The 19,553-nt window shown below is 65.9% G+C and carries 22 protein-coding genes; 4 read left to right on the top strand and 18 right to left on the bottom strand.

Annotated elements, in window-relative coordinates; genetic code table 11:
- Positions 1-9: 9 nt before the first annotated feature.
- From holB to mltG, 3 genes are read right to left on the bottom strand one after another with little or no spacing between them, the layout of a single operon-like run.
- Positions 10-1,062 (bottom strand): DNA polymerase III subunit delta', encoded by a 1,053-nt coding sequence (gene holB / locus KW845_RS23625; RefSeq protein WP_218371804.1) that lies wholly within the window; start codon positions 1,060-1,062, stop codon positions 10-12.
- On the bottom strand, positions 1,059-1,685 hold the full coding sequence (gene tmk / locus KW845_RS23620) for a dTMP kinase (RefSeq protein ID WP_218371803.1): 627 nt from the start codon (positions 1,683-1,685) through the stop codon (positions 1,059-1,061). The genes holB and tmk overlap by 4 nt, the downstream gene beginning before the upstream one ends.
- Positions 1,682-2,692, bottom strand: coding sequence for an endolytic transglycosylase MltG (gene mltG / locus KW845_RS23615; RefSeq protein ID WP_218371802.1), 1,011 nt, complete (start codon positions 2,690-2,692; stop codon positions 1,682-1,684). The genes tmk and mltG overlap by 4 nt, the downstream gene beginning before the upstream one ends.
- Positions 2,693-2,842: 150 nt before the next feature.
- Here mltG and KW845_RS23610 point away from each other — a divergent pair, with 150 nt between their 5' ends.
- The gene (locus KW845_RS23610; protein WP_218371801.1) at positions 2,843-3,853 is read left to right on the top strand and encodes a folate-binding protein YgfZ; all 1,011 of its coding nucleotides are present in this window, start codon (positions 2,843-2,845) and stop codon (positions 3,851-3,853) included.
- A gap of 12 nt (positions 3,854-3,865) precedes the next feature.
- Here KW845_RS23610 and KW845_RS23605 read toward each other — a convergent pair whose 3' ends face one another.
- From KW845_RS23605 to KW845_RS23575, 7 genes are all read right to left on the bottom strand, one after another.
- Positions 3,866-4,555: a VIT family protein gene (locus tag KW845_RS23605; RefSeq protein WP_218371800.1), complete on the bottom strand. Its 690-nt coding sequence runs from the start codon at positions 4,553-4,555 to the stop codon at positions 3,866-3,868.
- A 27-nt stretch (positions 4,556-4,582) separates the two neighbouring features.
- Positions 4,583-5,029 (bottom strand): PaaI family thioesterase, encoded by a 447-nt coding sequence (locus KW845_RS23600; RefSeq protein ID WP_218371799.1) that lies wholly within the window; start codon positions 5,027-5,029, stop codon positions 4,583-4,585.
- Complete coding sequence (gene mmsB, locus KW845_RS23595; RefSeq protein ID WP_218371798.1) at positions 5,026-5,916, bottom strand: 3-hydroxyisobutyrate dehydrogenase; 891 nt, start codon at positions 5,914-5,916, stop codon at positions 5,026-5,028. Before mmsB ends, KW845_RS23600 begins: the two co-directional genes overlap by 4 nt.
- A gap of 52 nt (positions 5,917-5,968) precedes the next feature.
- On the bottom strand, positions 5,969-7,144 hold the full coding sequence (locus tag KW845_RS23590; RefSeq protein WP_218371797.1) for an enoyl-CoA hydratase/isomerase family protein: 1,176 nt from the start codon (positions 7,142-7,144) through the stop codon (positions 5,969-5,971).
- Positions 7,141-8,295, bottom strand: a complete 1,155-nt coding sequence (locus KW845_RS23585; protein WP_218371796.1) for an acyl-CoA dehydrogenase family protein — start codon at positions 8,293-8,295, stop codon at positions 7,141-7,143. The genes KW845_RS23590 and KW845_RS23585 overlap by 4 nt, the downstream gene beginning before the upstream one ends.
- A gap of 191 nt (positions 8,296-8,486) precedes the next feature.
- Positions 8,487-8,828 carry an RnfH family protein gene (locus tag KW845_RS23580; protein ID WP_218371795.1) on the bottom strand — a complete coding sequence of 114 codons (342 nt, stop codon included), beginning with the start codon at positions 8,826-8,828 and terminating at the stop codon, positions 8,487-8,489.
- Complete coding sequence (locus KW845_RS23575) at positions 8,818-9,252, bottom strand: type II toxin-antitoxin system RatA family toxin (protein ID WP_218371794.1); 435 nt, start codon at positions 9,250-9,252, stop codon at positions 8,818-8,820. The genes KW845_RS23580 and KW845_RS23575 overlap by 11 nt, the downstream gene beginning before the upstream one ends.
- A gap of 68 nt (positions 9,253-9,320) precedes the next feature.
- Here KW845_RS23575 and smpB point away from each other — a divergent pair, with 68 nt between their 5' ends.
- On the top strand, positions 9,321-9,788 hold the full coding sequence (gene smpB / locus KW845_RS23570) for an SsrA-binding protein SmpB (protein WP_218371793.1): 468 nt from the start codon (positions 9,321-9,323) through the stop codon (positions 9,786-9,788).
- Between the two features lie 98 nt (positions 9,789-9,886).
- On the opposite strand, the gene KW845_RS23565 is transcribed toward smpB, so the two are convergent.
- Positions 9,887-10,807 carry an SPFH domain-containing protein gene (locus KW845_RS23565; protein WP_218372151.1) on the bottom strand — a complete coding sequence of 307 codons (921 nt, stop codon included), beginning with the start codon at positions 10,805-10,807 and terminating at the stop codon, positions 9,887-9,889.
- A 39-nt stretch (positions 10,808-10,846) separates the two neighbouring features.
- Positions 10,847-11,281, bottom strand: coding sequence for an NfeD family protein (locus tag KW845_RS23560; RefSeq protein ID WP_218372150.1), 435 nt, complete (start codon positions 11,279-11,281; stop codon positions 10,847-10,849).
- A gap of 96 nt (positions 11,282-11,377) precedes the next feature.
- Between KW845_RS23560 and KW845_RS23555 the strand changes: the two genes are divergently transcribed.
- Positions 11,378-12,130 carry a glutamine amidotransferase gene (locus KW845_RS23555; protein ID WP_218371792.1) on the top strand — a complete coding sequence of 251 codons (753 nt, stop codon included), beginning with the start codon at positions 11,378-11,380 and terminating at the stop codon, positions 12,128-12,130.
- Between the two features lie 162 nt (positions 12,131-12,292).
- On the opposite strand, the gene ppsA is transcribed toward KW845_RS23555, so the two are convergent.
- Complete coding sequence (gene ppsA / locus KW845_RS23550) at positions 12,293-14,656, bottom strand: phosphoenolpyruvate synthase (protein WP_218371791.1); 2,364 nt, start codon at positions 14,654-14,656, stop codon at positions 12,293-12,295.
- Between the two features lie 160 nt (positions 14,657-14,816).
- Here ppsA and KW845_RS23545 point away from each other — a divergent pair, with 160 nt between their 5' ends.
- Positions 14,817-15,647, top strand: a complete 831-nt coding sequence (locus tag KW845_RS23545; protein WP_218371790.1) for a pyruvate, water dikinase regulatory protein — start codon at positions 14,817-14,819, stop codon at positions 15,645-15,647.
- Positions 15,648-15,714: 67 nt separating this feature from the next.
- On the opposite strand, the gene KW845_RS23540 is transcribed toward KW845_RS23545, so the two are convergent.
- Genes KW845_RS23540 through fabZ form a run of 5 tightly spaced genes read right to left on the bottom strand, consistent with a single transcriptional unit; the run spans position 15,715 to position 19,532 of the window.
- Entirely contained in the window at positions 15,715-16,497 is a 783-nt protein-coding gene (locus tag KW845_RS23540; protein ID WP_218371789.1) for an RNA methyltransferase, read from the bottom strand.
- A complete protein-coding gene (gene rnhB, locus KW845_RS23535) occupies positions 16,494-17,108 on the bottom strand; it encodes a ribonuclease HII (protein ID WP_218371788.1) in 615 nt (204 codons plus the stop codon). Before rnhB ends, KW845_RS23540 begins: the two co-directional genes overlap by 4 nt.
- Positions 17,095-18,285, bottom strand: a complete 1,191-nt coding sequence (gene lpxB, locus KW845_RS23530; protein ID WP_218371787.1) for a lipid-A-disaccharide synthase — start codon at positions 18,283-18,285, stop codon at positions 17,095-17,097. The genes rnhB and lpxB overlap by 14 nt, the downstream gene beginning before the upstream one ends.
- A complete protein-coding gene (lpxA, locus tag KW845_RS23525; protein WP_218371786.1) occupies positions 18,282-19,076 on the bottom strand; it encodes an acyl-ACP--UDP-N-acetylglucosamine O-acyltransferase in 795 nt (264 codons plus the stop codon). The genes lpxB and lpxA overlap by 4 nt, the downstream gene beginning before the upstream one ends.
- Positions 19,077-19,532, bottom strand: a complete 456-nt coding sequence (gene fabZ / locus KW845_RS23520; RefSeq protein WP_218371785.1) for a 3-hydroxyacyl-ACP dehydratase FabZ — start codon at positions 19,530-19,532, stop codon at positions 19,077-19,079.
- Between the last annotated feature and the right edge of the window lie 21 nt (positions 19,533-19,553).

The following is a 19,553-nucleotide window of genomic DNA, read 5'->3' as shown; positions in this document are numbered from 1 at the left end:
ACCACGCGCCTATCCCTGGCAGGATAGCACCATGCGCTGCAGGGTCGCGTGAGCGAACAGTTTGGCATTCAGCGGGTGTGTGGCCAGGCGTCGCTGCTGGGTCAGCCAGCGGGCTCCTTCTGCCAGCCGCACCGCGTTGGCGCGTGCCGCGGCCTGCCCGACCGGCTTGGCCAGAGAGGGGAAGTAGCGCACTGGCGCACCGACCCCGGCCAATATCAGGTCGGCATACAGGCGCTGCAGGGCGTCGATCCATTCGGCAGGCGCGCTTTTTTCCAGCCCTTCGGCCAATGCGCCGATATCCGGCGCCTGCCCCTGCGCCATGGGCCCGACCAGTTGCGACAACCAGGCAGGGCATGCCTGATCGCCGTCCTGCGCCAGGCGCACCGCGGCCAATGGCGCTCCGCCGGCGGCGGCAAGCCAATCTTGCGCCTGGCTGACGCCTTGCTCTTGCAGCCATTGCAGCGATTCTTGCGCTCCGGGGGCCGGTAGCGGCAGCCGCCGGCAGCGCGACACCAGGGTGGGCAGCAACCGGTCGGGGGCATCGGCCACCAGCAAGAACACGGTATGCGGCGGCGGTTCTTCAAGCACCTTGAGCAAGGCGTTGGCGGAAATGACGTTCAAGGCCTGCGCGGGATACAGCAGCGCAACACGCCAGCCGCCCCGGTGGGTTGCGGTATTGAACCAGGATTCCAGCGCGCGGATCTGGTCGATGCGGATTTCCTTCGAGGGGGCCCGCTTGGCGGCGGCCCCGCTCGCGGGCTCGGCTTCTTCGGCACCTTCGGTGGCGTTGGCGCCTTCCAGCACGGCGATGGCCTCAGGACGGATGCGCCGCAAGTCGGGGTGGTTGCCGCTGGCCACCCAGGTGCAGGCCGGGCACTCGCCGCAAGCCAGGTGCTGGCGCGGTGACTCGCACAGCAGGCTGGCGGCCGCGGCCGAGGCGAATTGCAGCTTGCCGATGCCGGCCATGCCATGTACCAGCCAGGCATGCGCAAAGCGTTCGCGCCCGGCCAGCCAGGCACTCGCCGTTTCTTGCTGCCACGGCAGAAAACTCGCCGCGGTCATTGAGCCTCCTGGACCAGGGCCTGCAGCTCGGCCAGTAATTGCGTCCGCACCTGGGCCACCGGCCGGCTGGAATCCACGATGCGGATACGTTCGGGCTGGGCCGCGGCACGCGCATGATAAGCAGCGCGCGTTCGTTCAAAGAAAGCCGCCTCTTCGCGTTCGAAGCGATCGGGCTGGCGGGCACCGGCCAGCCGTGCGCGCGCCAGTTCCAGCGGCACATCGAACAGCCAGGTGCGGTCGGGCTGCAGCGCGGGCCGCATCCACTGTTCCAGCACGGCGACGCGGTCGGCCCCCAGCTGCCGTCCGCCCCCTTGGTAGGCATAGGTGGCATCGGTGTAACGGTCGCAAACCACCCAGTCGCCGCGCGCCAGGGCCGGCGCGATCACCTGCGACAGGTGCTCGCAGCGCGCCGCGAACATCAGCAGGGTCTCGGTATCCAGCGTCATGGACTCGGACAGCACCAGCGCGCGCAGCGTCTCGCCAAGCGGCGTGCCGCCCGGCTCGCGGGTGGCCACGACGCTATGCCCCATGGCCCGCAGGGTGTCGGCCAGCCAGGCCGCATGGGTGCTTTTGCCGGCGCCATCGACGCCTTCGAGGGTAATGAAACGTCCGCGTGCAGTCATCGATCACGGCCCAGAATGTAGCGCGCCACGTTGCGGTTGTGTTCGGACAGGTTAGCCGAAAACTCGCTGGTGCCGTTGCCGCGCGAAACGAAGTACAGGTATTTGTGGCGCTCTGGCTGAACGGCTGCCAGCAGCGAGGCGCGCCCGGCGGCGGCGATGGGCGTGGGCGGCAGCCCCGCGCGCGTGTAAGTGTTCCAGGGTGTGTCGGTTTGCAGGTCGGCGCGCCGGATGCGCCCCTGGTAGCGGTCGCCCATGCCGTAGATCACGGTGGGATCGGTCTGCAGCATCATGCCCAGCCGCAAGCGGTTGACGAACACGCCTGCCACGCGGGTGCGCTCGGGGCCATGGCCGGTTTCCTTTTCAATGATCGAGGCCAGTACCAGCGCTTCGTACGGCGAGTCCAGCGGCAGCTCGGGCTGGCGCTCGGCCCAGATTGCTGCCAGCACTTGCTGCTGCTGTTGATAGGCCCGGCGCAGCAAGTCGAAATCGGTTGTGCCGGGCGTGAATACGTAGGTGTCCGGGAAGAACAGCCCTTCGGGCTCTTCGACGGACGAGCCCAGGCGGCTCATCAGGGCCGCGTCGCTGATATCGCCCAGTGTTTGCTTGACGTCGGGATTGGCGCGCAGGGCCTGGCGAAACTGGGCGTAAGTCCAGCCTTCCAGGAAGGTGATTTGCCGCTGCACCATGTCGCCGCGCGCCAGGCGGTCGAGCACCAACCAGGGGGAATCACCGGCGCGCGCCTCGTAGCCACCGGCCTTGATCAGCTTGTCGCGCTCGGACAACCGGGCCATCCAGGCAAAGCCGTCTTCCCAGACGGGAATGCCGGCGTCGTTCATGGCGCGCGCCACGGCGCGCGGTGTGCTGCCAGGCGCCACGATGAATTCGACTTTTTCGGCTGGCAGGTCCATGGCCCGGTTCATCCAGGTCCAGGCCCCACCCGCAGCCACCGCAGCCAGCAGCACCGCCGCCAGGCAGGCCAGCAGGAAATAGAAACTTAGCTTTTTCATAGAGTGCGCAGTTTAATGGATGATGGCGGATCGGGTTCCCGCCGGCGTCCCTGCTGTGGGCGCGGGTTTGCCGCCGGCGCCTTGCCATGGCGGGTATCATGGTTGCATCAGGCGCCGCACCGGCGCCCCGCCCTTTTGCCCGCCTTTGCCATGCATGCCTTCTTCGATTCGATTCCCGCCCAGGCCGATGGTTCGGCGCACTGTGCCCCCCTGCCCGATTACGCCGTCGTTGCGGCCGCCGGTGCCGATGCACTGCCGTTCTTGCATGGGCAGTTGACACAAGACGTCACCGGCCTGCCTGCCGATAGCGCCCGCCTGAGTGGTTATTGCACTGCCAAGGGCCGCCTGCTGGCCACCCTGGTGCTGTGGCGAGCCCTGCCTGTGGCCGATCCCCAGGCCCAGCCAGATGCCCCGCAACTGTATGCGCTGGCGCGGCGCGACCTGACCGACACGCTGGTAAAGCGCCTGTCGATGTTCGTGCTGCGCGCCAAGGCCAAGCTGGCGACCGCCCCCCTGCACGTGGCCGGGGTCTGGTGCGAACCCGAAGCCCTGGCCGCATTGCAGGACGCCGTGGGCGGTACCCTGCCGGCCACGCCGTGGCAACGCGCCGAACTGGCCTGCGGCACCTGGATCGGAGCCCCTGCGGCCGGTACCGCACTGCGTTGGTGGTGGATCGCCAGCGACGCCCAACTACAGCAGGCCGGCTCGCTGGCGACGCGCCTGGTCCGCGGCAGCCCCGACCTATGGCGCAGCGCCGACCTGGCGGCCGGACTGCCGTGGGTGGGCGCGACCACGCAAGACCTGTTCATTCCGCAGACCTTGAATCTGGACCTCCTGGGCGGCGTCAGTTTCACCAAGGGTTGCTATCCGGGCCAAGAGGTCGTGGCGCGCAGCCATTACCGCGGAACCGTCAAGCGTCGAACGGCGTATGGGCGCCTGGACGGCACTACCGAACCGCCAGCGCCCGGCACCGACATCTACGATGCCACCCAGCCGCAAGAGCCCTGTGGCCGCGTCATAGAGGCCTCGCGCGACAGCGTATTGTTCGAAATCGCCCTGGCCGCGCTGGCGGCGGGTGAGCTGCGTGTCGGCGCGCCCGATGGCCAGCACATTGCGGTGGCGCCGTTGCCCTACGCGCTGGCCGAAGGCGCCGTCACCTGACTGTGGGCGGCGCTATACCGCCACGCCGAACAGCGCACCCACGCCCGCCGTCAACAGCATGGCCAGGCCACCCAGCACCGTGACTCGCAAGGCGGCCGGCAAGACCGGGGCCCCGCCGGCTTGCGCCGCAATGGCGCCCAGCACGGCCAGCCACACCATCGATGACGCCGTGACCATCGCGACGATGCTGTCAACCGGGATCAACGCCGCCGTCAGCAGGGGCAAGGCGGCCCCCGTGGCGAAAGACACGGCCGAGGCGATCGCCGCCTGTACCGGACGCGCCCGGTTATGAACCGAAATACCAAGTTCGTCGCGGGCATGGGCGTCCAGCGCATCGTGGCGGGTCAGTTGCTGGGCCACCTGGCTGGCCAGTTCAGGTGCCACGCCACGTCCCACGTAGATCTCGGTAAGTTCTTGCAGTTCCTGCGCCGAATTGCCTGTCAAGGCGCGTTGTTCCAGCCGCAGGTCGGCCGCTTCGGTATCGGCCTGCGAACGCACGGAAACATATTCGCCTGCGGCCATCGACAGCGAACCGGCCACCAGCCCCGCCAGCCCGGACGTCAGCACGGCTTCGTGCGAGGCACTGGCCGCGGCTACGCCCGCAATGAGACTGGCCGTCGAAACGATACCGTCATTGGCGCCCAATACGGCAGCTCGCAGCCAGCCGGCGCGGAAAATGCGATGGTGTTCTTTGGCGGGCATGCTTCGTGGTGATTTGAGCGGTAGGGCCTAGCGCGGCGTTACCCGCACGGCGGTCATCAGGCCCACCAGGCACAAGGTGGATTGTGCGCCCCGGCAGGCCTGGACCTCGACCTGGCATATCGACAGGCGCCGGCCTGGCTTGATGACCCGTCCGGTGGCGACAAAGCGTTCGCCGTCGGCCGGTGCCAGGAAATTCATCTTGAACTCGGATGTCAGCACATCGTCGCCCGGATCGAACAATGAGAACGCGGCATAGCCGCCCGCGCTGTCCGCAATGGCCGCGGAAATGCCGGCATGCAAATAGCCGTTCTGCTGGCATAGGTCGGCCCGGAACGGCAGTTCGATATCGACCTGCCCCGGCTCGACCCGCGCCAGCCTTGCGCCGAATGCAGCCATGACGGTTTGCCGGGCAAAGCTGTCGTGAACCCGCTGCCGCGACAACTGCGCGGCATGCGGGTCGGTGCTGGCGTTCATGCTGATTTATGCGTGTAGAGGTTGACGATGCTGGAGAAATCGAGCTTGCCGCTGCCCCCGCTGCTATGCAGCGAATACAGATTGCGCGCCAGTTCGCCCAGCGGGATCGACGAGCGAGAGGCCAGCGCCGATTCGGCGGCCAGGCCCAGGTCCTTGAGCATCAGGTCGACCCCGAAGCCGCCCGTGTAGCCTTTCGAGGCGGGGGCGTGATCCATGACGCCCGGCCAGGGGTTGTAGAGTTCGGTGGCCCAGTTGCGGCCCGAGCTCTTGGCAATGATGTCGGACAGCACGTTCGGGTCGAGGCCGTTGGCCACGCCCAGCGCCAAGGCCTCGGACGTGCCCGCCATCAGGATGCCGAGCAGCATGTTGTTGCAGATCTTGGCCACCTGGCCAGCGCCGGCGGTGCCGGCGTGGAATATGTTCTTGCCCATGTTCTGTAGCACCGGCATGGCCCGCTGCAGCGCGGCCGGTTCGCCCCCCACGATGAAGGTCAGCGTGCCGGCCGCGGCCCCGCCAGTACCGCCCGAGACCGGTGCGTCGATCATGGCCAGGCCGAGCGCTTGCGCGGCGGCGGCAACCTTGCGGGCCGAATCGGGCGCGATGGTGCTGCATTCGATCACCAGTGCGCTGGGATCGATGGCGCCCAGCAGGTCGTCGCCCAGATACAGCGCTTCAACGTGCTTGCTGGCGGGAAGCATGGACACCACGATCTCGGCGCCACGCACCGCGTCGGCAGCCGAGCTGGCCGCCTGGGCGCCGACGTCGGTCAGGCCTTTTACCGCCGCGGGCACCAGGTCGAATACGGTCAGTTGATGGCCCGCCTTGACCAGGTTGTGCGCCATGGGCGCGCCCATGTTGCCCAGGCCGATAAACGCAATACTGCTCATGATGGGAGTCTCCTGTTGGTGTTGTACGCAGGCACCTTGCGGGCAAGGCGGTTCAGTTTTCGGCGGGGCCCAGGTCGGCCAGCGGATGCGGTTGGCCTTCGGGCCAGGGGGCTTTGAAGTAGCGCCGCACCCAGGCATCGGAGGCCTGCTCCAGCGTAGCCGGGTTCCATTTGGGCTGCTTGTCCTTGTCGATGAGCAGCGCCCGTATGCCCTCGGCAAAATCGCCTTGCACCGTGCAGGCCAGCGCGGCCACGTATTCGGTGCGAAAGACATCGGCCAGCGAGCGCAGCCGCGTATGCTGCTGCAGGGCAAATGCCAGCCGCGCCGATCCCGGCGCCCCGGCCAGCATGGTGGCGGCCGCACGTGCCAGCCAGGGGTCGGCGTGGTCTTTCAAGGCGGCGACACCTTGGTAGATTTCGGCCAGGTCGTTGCCGCTGCACAGGTTGTTGATCTGGAAAGCGTGCTGGCGCAACGGCCCGGGCAGCAGCGGCGTATCGGGCTCGTGGGCCAGCAGCGCGCGGCGCAACAGGCCGTCGTTGATGGCGCGCGGTGGCGGCGCACCGTCGCCCGGGCCCCCCGCGTGCCCGACCCAGGGGGTATCGAGCAAGGCTTCGGCAAAGCGCGGCCAGTCGGCCGAATCGACGCGGAAATCGGCAATGCCGGTATAGAAGGCATCGGATGCGTTGACTTGCGCGCCAGTCAGGGCCAGGAACAACCCGGTGCGCCCCGGCATGCGGTTCAGCAGCCAGCTTCCGCCGACGTCGGGAAACAGGCCGATGGAGATCTCGGGCATGGCGATGCGGGTGGTTTCGCTGACCACGCGATGGCTGGCGCCCATCATCAGGCCCACGCCGCCGCCCATGACGATGCCGTGCCCCCAGCACAGCACAGGCTTGGGGTACGTATGGATAAGGTAATCCAGCCGGTATTCGCGCTCGAAGAACGCACGCGCATGCGTATTCGCCCAGGCGCCCTGGCCCTGGTGCTGCTGCATGCTGTGATACAGGCCATGCAGGTCGCCGCCGGCACTGAAGGCCTTGCCGCCGGCGCCTTGCAGCACCACCAGCGCCAGGCCGGCATCGTGCGCCCAGGCATGCAGGCGTTCGGCCAGCAGGTCGACCATTTCCAGGGACAGCCCATTTAGCGTCTGGGGCGCGTTGAGCGTGGCAAAGCCCAGCCGCATGCCATTGGCAGCGGTTTTTTCTTCGAACAGCACCGGGGAATTCATCGGATATCGGCTCCTTTGTCGAGCAGTTGGCGGGCCACGATCACGCGCATGATCTCATTGGTGCCTTCCAGTATCTGGTGAACGCGAGTATCGCGCACCAGGCGCTCCAGCGGATAGTCGCGCAAGTACCCATAACCACCGTGAATCTGCTGCGCATCAAGGCAGACCTGGAATCCCATGTCGGTGGCAAAACGCTTGGCCATGGCGCAATAGGTGCCCGCGTCGGGCGAGCCCGAATCGAGCTTGCAGGCGGCCAACCGCACCATCTGGCGCGCCGCCACCAGGTGCGTGGCCATGTCGGCCAGCTTGAACTGCAACGCCTGGAACTCGGCCAGGCGGCGCCCGAACTGGCGCCGCTCGTCCATGTAGCGCCGCGCCGCGTCCAGCGCGCCCTGTCCGGCACCCACCGAGCAGGTGCCGATATTGATGCGCCCGCCATCCAGGCCCTTCATGGCGATCCTGAAACCCTCGCCCTCGTTGCCCAGCATGTTGCCCGCCGGCACCCGCACGTTCTCGAACGTGATCGGACGGGTGGACTGGCTGTTCCAGCCCATTTTCTCTTCTTTGCGGCCATAGGTGATGCCAGCGCCGTCGGCCGGCACCGCGAAAGCGCTGATGCCGCCCGGGCCTTCGCTGCCGGTGCGCGCCATCACCACCAGCAGGTCTGTGTCGCCGCCGCCGGAAATGAACGCCTTGGCGCCGTTCAGGATGTAATCGTCGCCTTCGCGCTGGGCGCGCGTCGCCAGCGCGCCCGCATCGGAGCCGGCGCCGGGTTCGGTCAGGCAGTAGGACGCCAGCTTCTGGCCGCTGGCCAGCAATGGCCCCCAGGCCTCGCGCAGGGCCGGCTGGCCCCATTGGCCCACCATCCAGGTGGCCATGTTGTGTATGGTAAGAAATGCCGTGGTAGACGGGTCGACCGCCGCCATTTCCTCGAACACCAGCGTGGCGTCCAGCCGCGGCAGCCCCAGGCCGCCGATGTCTTCGGCTGCATAGATGGCGCAGAAGCCAAGTTCGCCTGCGCGCGCGAACGTTTCGCGCGGAAAGATGCCTTCGGCATCCCAGCGCGCGGCGTGCGGGGCCAGCTCACCCTGGGCAAAATCGCGCGCAGCCTGGGCGAAGGCGCGCTGCTCGTCGGTCAGTTCCAGATCCACGGCTTGTCTCCTGTTGGTCGGTCTGGGGGCGCGGCGGTCTTGCGGATGCGCGCCTCACCAGCGCCGATTTTGCATGACGTTAACGTAAACGTAAACCTATGCCCACCATCTTACGACGGAATCATGGCCCGATTTTGTCCGGCCCGCGACAATGCGGCGCCCAGTAGCGCCCTGACCCGCCGGATGCCCCCCTACAGCAGCCCTGCCGGCCGCTCGCGGCCCATGCGGGCAGCCTTGGCCCGGCGGTGCTCGGCGCGGCGCCGGCGCGATACTTTGGGGTCGAACGCCAGCGGCCGGTAGATTTCCACGCGGTCGCCATCGGCCAGGGGGGTGTCGGCCTGGCAGCTTTTGCCAAACACCCCTACCCCCAGTGCCCAGGCGTCGCGGCCGGGAAATTGCGCCTCGAAGCCACTGGCGCGCACGGCATCGCCCACCGTGGCTCGCGGCGGCAAGGCCAGCGTGCACTGCCATACCGCCGCAGCGGATTCGGCGTGACATACGCATACCCGCAGCAGGCCAGGTTCATTCGCCATACACCGCCTGCGCCCGCTTGGTGAACGAATCGATGAAACTGCTGGCGATGCGGTTGAATACCGGCCCCACCACCATCTCGAGCGCCCGGTTGGAAAAGGCGTATTCCAGGGTGAACAATACCTTGCAGGCATCGTCGGCCAGCGCCTGGAATTGCCAGTGTCCCACCAGCATCGAAAACGGCCCGTCGACCAATTCCAGCTCGATACGGTCGGGGTAGTCGTGCGTGTTGCGGGTGGTAAAACGCTGCTTCATGCCGGCGAAACTGATCAGTATCGAGGCCTGCATGCCGTTTTCGGTGCGCGACTGCACCTCGGTGCCGCCACACCAGGGCATGAATTCGGGATACTTCTCTACGTCGGCCACCAGGTCGAACATCTGCGCGGCGCTGTAGGGAACCAGGACGGATCGCTGTACTTTGTGCATCGGCTATCGCAAATGGCTAGAATGGTCAGATTTTACCGGTAGCGCCGCTACCCCGGATTTCCAGCCTCATGAGCATCATCGACAACCGCAAGGCCACGCACGACTATTTCATCGAAGACCGCTATGAAGCCGGCCTGGTTCTGCAAGGCTGGGAGGTCAAGGCGATCCGCGACAACCGCGTGCAGTTAAAGGAAAGCTACGTCATCGTGCGCGATGGCGAACTGTTCCTGCTGGGCATGCACGTCAGCCCGCTGCCCACGGCATCCACCCACATCCACCCCGATGCCATGCGCACCCGCAAGCTGCTGCTCAAGGCCGAGGAAATCAGCAAGCTGATCGGCAAGGTCGAGCAACGCGGCTACACCCTGGTGCCCCTGAACCTGCACTACAAGAACGGCCGCATCAAGCTCGATTTCGCGCTGGGCCGAGGCAAGAAGCTGTACGACAAGCGCGATACGGCGCGCGACAAAGACTGGCAGCGTGAAAAAGAACGCATGATGAAGCACGACACGCGCACCTCACGCAAAGACGACTGAAGACACGCCGCGACGCGCATCGCAAGAAACAGATGCGGCCCAATCGGGGACGCCGCGGAGCCGGCTCTGCCGGTCCGCCAGCGCTTCGGGGGCGGGTCTCACTTGCTGGTCTTTACTATGGCCATTGCCGAGGCAATCAGGCCGCCCACGTCCGACAGGTTCGACGGCAGGATCAGCGTATTGCCTTCCTTGGCCACGTTGCCGAAAGCCTCTACGTAGCGTTCTGCCACTTTCAGGTTCACCGCTTCCATGCCGCCCGGCTGGCGCACGGCCTCGCCGACTTGGGCAATGGCCTTGGCCGTGGCCTCGGCGATGGCCAGCACTGCCGCGGCCTCGCCCTGCGCCTGGTTGATCTGCGCCTGCTTCTCGCCTTCCGAGCGGGCAATGGCGGCTTCCCGTTCGCCGGTGGCGATATTGATCTGTTCCTGGCGGCGGCCTTCCGACGCGGCAATCAAGGCCCGCTTTTCGCGTTCGGCGGTAATCTGCGCCTGCATGGAGCGCAGGATCTCGTTGGGCGGCGTCAGGTCTTTGATTTCATAGCGCAGCACCTTCACGCCCCAGTTCAGCGCGGCCTCGTCCAACGAAGCCACGACGGTGCTGTTGATGATTTCGCGCTCTTCGAAGGTGCGGTCGAGTTCCATCTTGCCGATCACCGAGCGCAGAGTGGTCTGCGACAACTGCGTGATGGCCGAGATGTAGTTCGACGAGCCGTACGAGGCCCGCATCGCGTCAGTGACTTGGAAATACAGCACCCCGTCGACCTGCAACTGCGTGTTGTCGCGCGTGATGCAAACCTGGCTGGGTACGTCCAGGGGAATTTCCTTCAGCGAATGCTTGTACGAAATCCGCTCGATGAACGGTATGACGAATCCCGCGCCCGGCGACAGCACGCGATCGAATTTGCCCAGCCGCTCGACAACCCAGGCATGCTGCTGGGGCACGATGGCAATGGCCCTGATAATGATCAGCAACGCCAGGACGACCAGTACGATCAGGGCGATGGTGGAGGTATCGAGCATCATGGAAGATATCCTGCGTGGAAGAGAGAGTGAACCGGCTCAGGGACGGCCGGCGGTTTGCCTGGGGGCCAGCACCAGGCGCGTGCCGCGGACTTCGGCAATGACGTGCAAGCCCGGCGCGCTGGGCTGTCCGGCGGCCAGTTCGGCCTGCCAATGGGCGCCCCGGTACCAGACTCGTGCCAGCCCGGCCTCGGACCAGGCCTCGACTTCGACCGTCTGGCCGATGTCCATGTTGACATCGGCATTGCGGCCAGCGTCGATTTCACGTTTTTTCAGTACGCCCGTGCGGCGCAGCACCAGCAGCCCGGCCAGCGCCACGACGGCGCAAACCACCAACTGCCACTCGAAGCCGGCGGCCAGCCAGGCGGCAATGCCGCCAGCCACCAGGCCCAGCGCCACCAGCAGCAAATAGAACGTGCCGCTGGCGACTTCGCCGATCAGTGCGGCCGCGGCCAACCCGAACCAGATCCACATCATCATTGCCTCGTTCAAGTTGAATACCGCGTCGATTGTACGGATTTCCGCCCTGTCCCGGTGCGAAATCGTGCCATGGCGACTATCATCACACTCATGAACGCTCCTGCCGCCTCTACACTGCCGGTCCTTATCCTGCACACCGGCGACCCCGACGACGCCCTGCGACTATGCCATGGCGACTACGCGCAAATGCTGCGTCACGCCGCCGGCCTGGAACCCGAGGCGGCACACATCGTACGCGTCCACGCGGGCGAGCAGCCCCTGGCACCGTCGGCCTACCGGGCGGCGCTGATCACCGGTTCGCCCGCCATGGTCACCGACCACGAACCCTGGAGCGAACAAGCCGCGGCCTGGCTGCAGCAAGCCGCGCTGGCAGGCACGCCCATATTCGGCGTGTGCTACGGCCACCAGTTGCTGGCCCATGCCCTGGGCGGCGCCGTCGATTACAACCCACAGGGACGCGAGCTGGGCACGCAGGCCATCGAATGCCTGCCGGCAGCCGCAGGCGACCCCCTGATGTCCGGCCTGCCGGTCACCTTCCCGGCGCAGTTGCTGCACGCCCAGACCGTCACGCGGCTACCCGCCGGAGCCGTCGCCCTGGCGCGTTCCGCGCTCGATGCGCACCAATTGGTTCGGTGGTCGCCGCGCGTCTATTCGGCTCAATTTCATCCTGAATTCGGCCCGGAGTTCATGCACGATCACTTGCAGCGCTACCAGGCCGACTATGCACGCGAAGGACTCGATGCGGCCCGCTTGGCCAGCACCTTGCGCCCTACTCCCACCGCGGCCGGCCTGCTGCGCCGATTCCTGGGGCTGCGCCAATCGGCCACTGCAGCACGCCCCTAGCATTGCCAGCCTGGCCCGGGTTCAGAACTCCGCCGATACGGACAGCGACGCGGTGATCGGCGTCCCCACGGTCAATGCCCGCTTGCCGGGGCGGTGGCGGCCGCAGGCCAAAAAAAAACCCTGCGCCGCAGCGCAGGGTTCGAAGCTTGGGGGGCCGCCCGCTTATTTGGCCAGCCGCTGCCAGGTATCGACCACCGTATCCGGATTCAGCGACATGGACAGGATGCCCTCGTCCTTGAGCCACTGGGCGAAATCGGGATGGTCGCTGGGGCCCTGGCCGCAGATGCCCACGTACTTGTTGGCCGCCAGGCACGCCTTGATCGCGCGGCGCAGCATGAACTTGACCGCCTCGTCGCGCTCGTCGAAGTCGGCCGCCAGCAGTTCCATGCCCGAATCGCGATCCAGGCCCAGCGTAAGCTGGGTCATGTCGTTCGAGCCTATCGAGAACCCGTCGAAGTACTGCAGGAACTCATCGGCCAGAATCGCGTTGGACGGCACTTCGCACATCATGATCAGCTTCAAGCCGTTCTCGCCGCGCGCCAGGCCCCGTGCGGCCAGCAGCTCGACCACGCGCTCGGCCTGGCTCAAGGTGCGCACGAACGGCACCATGATCTCGACGTTGGTCAGGCCCATTTCGTCGCGCACTTTCTTCAGGGCCTCGCATTCCATGCGGAAGCACTCGGCGAAGTCCGCGGCGATATAGCGCGATGCGCCACGGAAACCCAGCATGGGATTCTCTTCCTCGGGCTCATAGCGCGAACCGCCCACCAACTTGCGGTATTCATTCGACTTGAAATCCGACATGCGCACGATGACCGACTTGGGCCAGAATGCGGCCGCGATGGTGGCAATGCCCTCAGCCAGTTTCTCGACAAAGAAGGCGCGTGGGCTGGCATAGCCGCGCGCGGCCGATTCGACGGCCTTCTTCAGTTCGCCGTCGACGTTGGGGTAGTCGAGCACCGCCTTCGGGTGGATGCCGATGTTGTTGTTGATGATGAATTCCAGCCGGGCCAGGCCCACGCCCGAATTGGGAATCTGCGCGAAATCGAACGCCAGTTGCGGGTTGCCCACGTTCATCATGATCTTGATGTCGATGGGCGGCATTTCGCCGCGGCGCACTTCCTCGACCTCGGTCTCGATCAGGCCATCGTAGATGCGGCCCTCGTCGCCCTCGGCGCACGATACGGTGACGGCCTGCCCTTCTTTCAGCACGTCGGTGGCTTCGCCGCAACCCACCACGGCGGGGATGCCCAGTTCGCGCGCAATGATGGCTGCGTGGCAGGTACGGCCGCCACGGTTGGTCACGATGGCCGAGGCACGCTTCATGACCGGTTCCCAGTTGGGATCGGTCATGTCGGTGACCAGGACATCGCCAGGCTGGACCTTGTCCATTTCGGAAATGTCGCCCACCACCCGCACCGGGCCCGCCCCGATCTTCTGGCCGATGGCGCGGCCCGTGATCAGCACCTGGCCGGTGGCCTTCAGGCGGTAGCGCTGCTGCACGTCATTGCCGCCTTGCTGCGACTTCACGGTTTCGGGACGCGCCTGCAGGATGTAGATCTTGCCGTCGATGCCGTCGCGGCCCCATTCGATATCCATGGGGCGGCCATAGTGCTTCTCGATGATGACGGCGTAGCGCGCCAGTTCGGACACTTCGTCGTCGGTAAGCGAATAGCGATTGCGTTCGGAGACCGGAACGTCCACGGTGCGCACGGCACGGCCCTCGGGACGTTCGGGGTCGAACTCCATCTTGATCAGCTTGGAACCGATGCGGCGGCTGACAATGGGATAGTGGCCCTGCTCGAGCGTGGGCTTGAAGACGTAGAATTCGTCGGGATTGACTGCCCCTTGCACCACGGTTTCACCCAGGCCGTACGACGAGGTGATGAACACCACTTCCTGGAAGCCGGACTCGGTATCGATGGTGAACATCACGCCGGCGCTGCCCTTGTCGGAGCGCACCATGCGCTGCACGCCCGCCGACAGCGCCACTTCGGCATGCGCGTAGCCTTTGTGCACGCGGTAGGAAATGGCGCGGTCGTTGTACAGCGAGGCGAATACGTGGCGAATCTTGTCCAGCACATCGTCGATGCCCACCACGTTCAGGAAGGTTTCCTGCTGGCCGGCAAACGAGGCATCGGGCAAGTCTTCGGCGGTAGCCGACGAGCGCACGGCAAACGAACCCTTGCCGTCGGCATCGAGCCCGGCAAAGGCGGTGCGGATCTGTTGTTCGAACTCGGGCGAGAACGGAGCCTCGATGATCCATTGCCGGATCTCGGCGCCGGCCGTGGCCAGTTCGCGAACGTCTTCGGGGTTGAGGGTACTGAGGCGGGTGGCGATGCGCTGATCGAGGCCCGATGCCTTGAGGAAATCGCGGAATGCTTCGGCGGTCGTAGCGAAGCCGCCCGGCACGCGAACCCCCGCGCCGGACAGCTGGCTGATCATTTCACCTAGCGATGCGTTTTTGCCTCCTACCGAGTCCACATCCGTCATCCGGAGCTGCTCGAACGAAACGACATACGACATTGAAGTCACCTTTTACAATGGAGAGAAAGCGAGTTTGGTCAATGCATCAGGATGCGCTGACCAAACTGGCCTTGGACCGCTCTTGGGGTGACTTATATCGGGGTCAGATTGTACCCGGTCGGGCACCATGGCTTTCCTCTTTGGTTGGAATATTTTACATATGGCTTCGACCCCTATCGAACGGACTGTCTACATCGTTTCAGACAGTACCGGCATCACCGCCGAGACCTTTAGCCACTCGGTGCTTTCGCAGTTTGAACAGGTCCGTTTCAGGCCGATTCGCCTGCCCTTCATCGACACGCTGGATAAGGCCCGGGAAGTGGCCGCCCGCATCGACCGCAATGCCCTCGAAACAGGGGTGCCGCCGATTGTGTTCAGCACCCTGGTCGACCCGCTCAGCATGGAATGCGTGCGCGGCGCCGATGGCATCTTCCTGGACCTGTTCGGCACTTTCGTGGGCCATATCGAGCAAGCCCTGGGCCTGAAATCCAGCCACTCGATCGGCCGTTCCCACATGGCGGCGAATTCCGAGCAATACCGCAACCGAATCGACGCCATCAATTTCAGCCTGGCCCACGATGACGGGCAGTTCATTACCCAGCTGGACCAGGCCGACGTCATCCTGGTGGGCGTATCGCGCTGCGGCAAGACACCCACCAGCCTGTACCTGGCCATGCAGTACGCCATCAAGGCGGCCAATTTCCCCCTGACCCCCGACGATTTCGAGCGCGGCACCCTGCCCTCGACGGTGGTGCCGCACCGGGCCAAGCTGTTCGGTCTGTCGATCCAGCCCGAACGCCTGGCCGAAGTCCGCAACGAACGCCGTCCCAACAGCAAATACGCCAAGCTGGAACAATGCCGCTACGAAGTGGCCGAGGCCGAACGCATGATGCGGCGGGAAGGCATTTCGTGGCTGTCCAGCACCACCAAGTCGATCGAGGAGATCGCCACCACCGTCATGCAGGAAGTCGGGCTGGGGCGCTCGAATTGAAAGGCCCCTTCCGAAGCGCTGCGCGCATCCCGCCTCGCGGCGTCCCCGGTCTGGCCGCACCTGTTGATCATGCGCGGGGTGCGTGGATCTGCCGGCGTTGCTCGAAGAGGCATAGCGCGACTGCCACCGCCACGTTCAGCGACTCGATGGCCGGCGCGTGATCGATACGCACGCGTAGCGCGGCGGCCTGCTGCAGGGCGGGCTCCACGCCCTGCCCTTCGTGGCCGAACACCCAGGCGCAGGCCGGCGGCAGGCGGGTCGCGTACAGGTCCTGGGCGCCCTCCAGGGTCGTGGCGGCCAGCGGCACTTCCAGCCGTGCGGTACAGGCCTGCAGATCGGCGCGTTCGTGCAGGGCCAGCACGAAATGGGCGCCCTGGCCGCCGCGCAGCACCTTGGGCGACCAGGCCGCTGCGCAGCCCGCTGACAGCAGTACCCGCTGGATGCCCGCCGCCGCGCATACGCGCAAAATAGTGCCGACATTGCCGGGGTCTTGCACCCGGTCGAGCCACACCATGGGTTCATCCAGCCGGGCTGGCAATTCGGGGGCCGGCGGGTCTACCAGGAACAGTACGCCCTGGCCGGTTTCGACGGTCTCGAGCTGGCGCAACAGCCGGGGTTCGAGCAACAGCACCTGGCGCGGCGGTACCGCAGCCAGCAACTCGGCCAGTTCGGGCCGCTGCACCCGTTCGGCGTCGAACACGGCCAGCGCCGGCGCGCCGCTCTGGGCCAGCCAGGCCTGGCACAGATGCACACCTTCCAGGATGGCCTGCTCGCCGCGGCGCCCGGCATGCTGTGCCAGGCGCTGCAATTGCTTGAATCCGGGATTATCGCGCGACGCGATCTGCTTCATGGCACGATGACCAGGCGCTCGCGCACCGGCGCGAAGCTGCGCCGATGCTCGGGGCACGGGCCATGTTCGCGCAGCCGTTCCATGTGCTGCGGCGTGCCGTAGCCCTTGTGCTGATCGAAGCCGTACTGCGGATACAAGGCATGCAGGCGCAGCAAGTCGGCGTCGCGGGCGGTCTTGGCCAGGATCGAGGCTGCCGATATGGCCGGCACCAAGGCATCGCCCTTGATCACGGTTTGTACTGTGCAGCGCAGCCGGGGGGCCTGATTGCCGTCGACCATGGCCACCTGGGGCACATGGCCCAGGCCTTCGACTGCACGCTGCATGGCCAGCAAGGTCGCGCGCAGGATATTCAGCGTATCGATCTCGAGTACCGTGGCGCTGGCGACGCACCAGGCCATGGCGTGTTCCTGGATTTGTGCGGCGAGCTCTACGCGCCGCTCGGCGGCCAGTACCTTGGAATCGGCCAGGCCGTCGATGGGCCGGCCCGGATCGAGGATCACGGCGGCGGCATAAACCCCGCCGGCCAGGGGCCCGCGCCCGGCCTCGTCCACGCCTGCCATCAGTATGCCGGCGAAATCGGGGGCCTCGGCGAACAGGCTATGCTGGGCCATGGGCCACCTCGAGGATGGCGCGCGCGGCCAGGCTGGCCGTATCGCGCGTCAGGTCGCGATGCATTGCGGTAAAGCGCGTTTCGACCCGTGCGGCCTGCGCATCGTCGGTCAGGGCGGTCCAGGTGGCTTCGGCCAGCTTGTCGGGCGTGGCATCGTCCTGCAACAGCTCGGGCACCACGAAATCGCGCAGCAGCACATTGGGCAGCCCCACCCATGGCAGGTACGGCCGCTGCTGGCCCGACTTCCAGGACATGATGCGGCGCATCCAGGGCGACAGGTAATACGAGATGACCATGGGCCGCTTGAACAGCGCGGTCTCGAGCGTGGCCGTGCCACTGGCCACCAGCACGGCGTCGCTGGCTTCCAGGGCCGTCCAGGCCACCGGCCAACCATCCTTGCCGGAGGGCTGGTCATCGGCGGTCAGGCAGCGCAACCCGCGCACCGGATATTGCGCCAGCACGGTATCGAATTCGCGGCGCCGCTGCGCATTGACCATGGGCACGATGCATATCAGGCCAGGATCGCGCCGCTGCAATCGTTGCGCCGCCTGCAGGAAACGCGGCGCCAGGATGCGGATTTCCGAAGAGCGGCTGCCCGGCAAAATGGCCAGCACGCGGGCGTTTTCATCCAGGCCCAGCCGCCGGCGGGCCGCCTGGCGGTCCGGCTGCACCGGGATGGCGTCGGCCAGCGGGTGTCCCACGTAGGTGACCGGTATGCCTTCCTTGCGGTACAGGTCCTCCTCGAACGGAAACAGCACCAGCATATGCGACACGGCTTCGCGGATCTTGTGGATGCGTTCGTAGCGCCAGGCCCAGATCGAAGGCCCGACGAAATGCACCGTGGGGGTGCCGGCCTGGCGCAACTGATGCTCGAGCTTCAGGTTGAAATCGGGCGCGTCCACACCCACGAACACCGATGGCGGCTGGTTCAGCCAGCGCCGCTTGACGTCGCCATAGGTACGCAACAGGCCGGGCAGGCGCTTGATCGCATCCACGTAGCCGAAGACGGTCAGCGCGTGCATGGGATGCCAGGCCTCGAAGCCGGCGGCATCCATGGCGGGGCCGCCTATACCCTGGCATCGCAGGCCGGCATCGCGCTGGCGCAAGCCCGCGATGACGCGGCTGGCCAGCAGGTCGCCCGAGGGCTCGCCGGCGACCATGCCAATGGAGAGGCTCATGGCCGGATGAGGCCCCGGTTCGAGGCATCGACAAAGTCCAGCAGCACCTGCAGCGCCTGGTCGGCATCGGGATGCGACTGCTGCCGGGCGCGCAGCTCGGCACGCGCTTCATCGAGCGACAGGCCGCGCCGGAACATGATCTTGTAGGCTTCGCGCAGGCTGGCGATGACCGATGCGCTGAAGCCGCGCCGGCGCAGGCCCTCGACGTTGACACCCACGGGCCGGCATGGGTTGCCGGCGCCCAGTACATAGGGAGGCATGTCTTGCATCAGCGAACTGTTGCCGCCGGTCATGCTATGGGCACCGACCTTGCTGAACTGGTGCACGCCGGTCAATCCGCCCACGATGGCCCAGTCGCCCACGTGAACGTGCCCGCCCAGTTGCACCGAGTTGGCCAGAATCGTATTGCTGCCGATATGGCAATCGTGCGCAATGTGCACGTACGCCATGATCCAGTTGTCGTCGCCCAGGGTGGTGGCGCCGCCGTCTTGCACGGTACCGGTGTTGAACGTGGTGAACTCGCGCACGGTATTGCGGTCACCGATCACCAGCCGGGTGGGTTCACCGGCGTATTTCTTGTCTTGCGGCATGCCGCCGATCGAGCAGAACCGGTAGAAGCGGTTATCGCGGCCGATCGTGGTGATGCCATCCAGCACGCAGTGCGGGCCGATCTCCGTCCCGGCACCGATCGTGACGCCGGGGCCCACGACGCAATACGGCCCGATACGCACGCTGCCGTCGATTTGCGCGGCCGGGTCGATCAGGGCGGTGGGATGGATGCTTCCGGACATTTAGGCTTCCAGGCTGCGGATCGCGCACATCAGCTTGGCTTCGGCCACGACCTGGCCATCGACCAGGGCCCGGCCCTGGTACTTGCAAATGGCACGGCTCAGGCGTTCTGCATGCACTTCCAGGCGCAATTGATCACCCGGCACGACAGGGCGGCGGAACCGGGCCTCGTCGATACCGACCAGGTAGTAAGCCGTCTTGGCGCTGTCGCATTTCAGCCCGCCGTCATCGTCGGTGAACGAGAACAGCGCAGCCGCCTGGGCCATGGCTTCGGTGATCAGCACGCCGGGCATGACGGGATGGTGCGGGAAATGGCCTTCGAAGAACGGCTCGTTGATCGTTACGTTCTTGATGGCGACAATGGATTTGCCGGGCACGATATCCAGCACGCGATCGATGAGCAACATCGGATACCGATGCGGCAAGCGCTCCATGATCGCCTTGATGTCGAGTTCCATTTCGTAAAATTTCCTACCGTT

Source organism: Bordetella sp. BOR01 (assembly GCF_019218885.1).
GTDB lineage: Bacteria > Pseudomonadota > Gammaproteobacteria > Burkholderiales > Burkholderiaceae_B > Bordetella_A.
The sequence above is the reverse complement of the archived record's forward strand: the minus strand, read 5'-3'. Positions and strand labels throughout refer to the sequence as shown.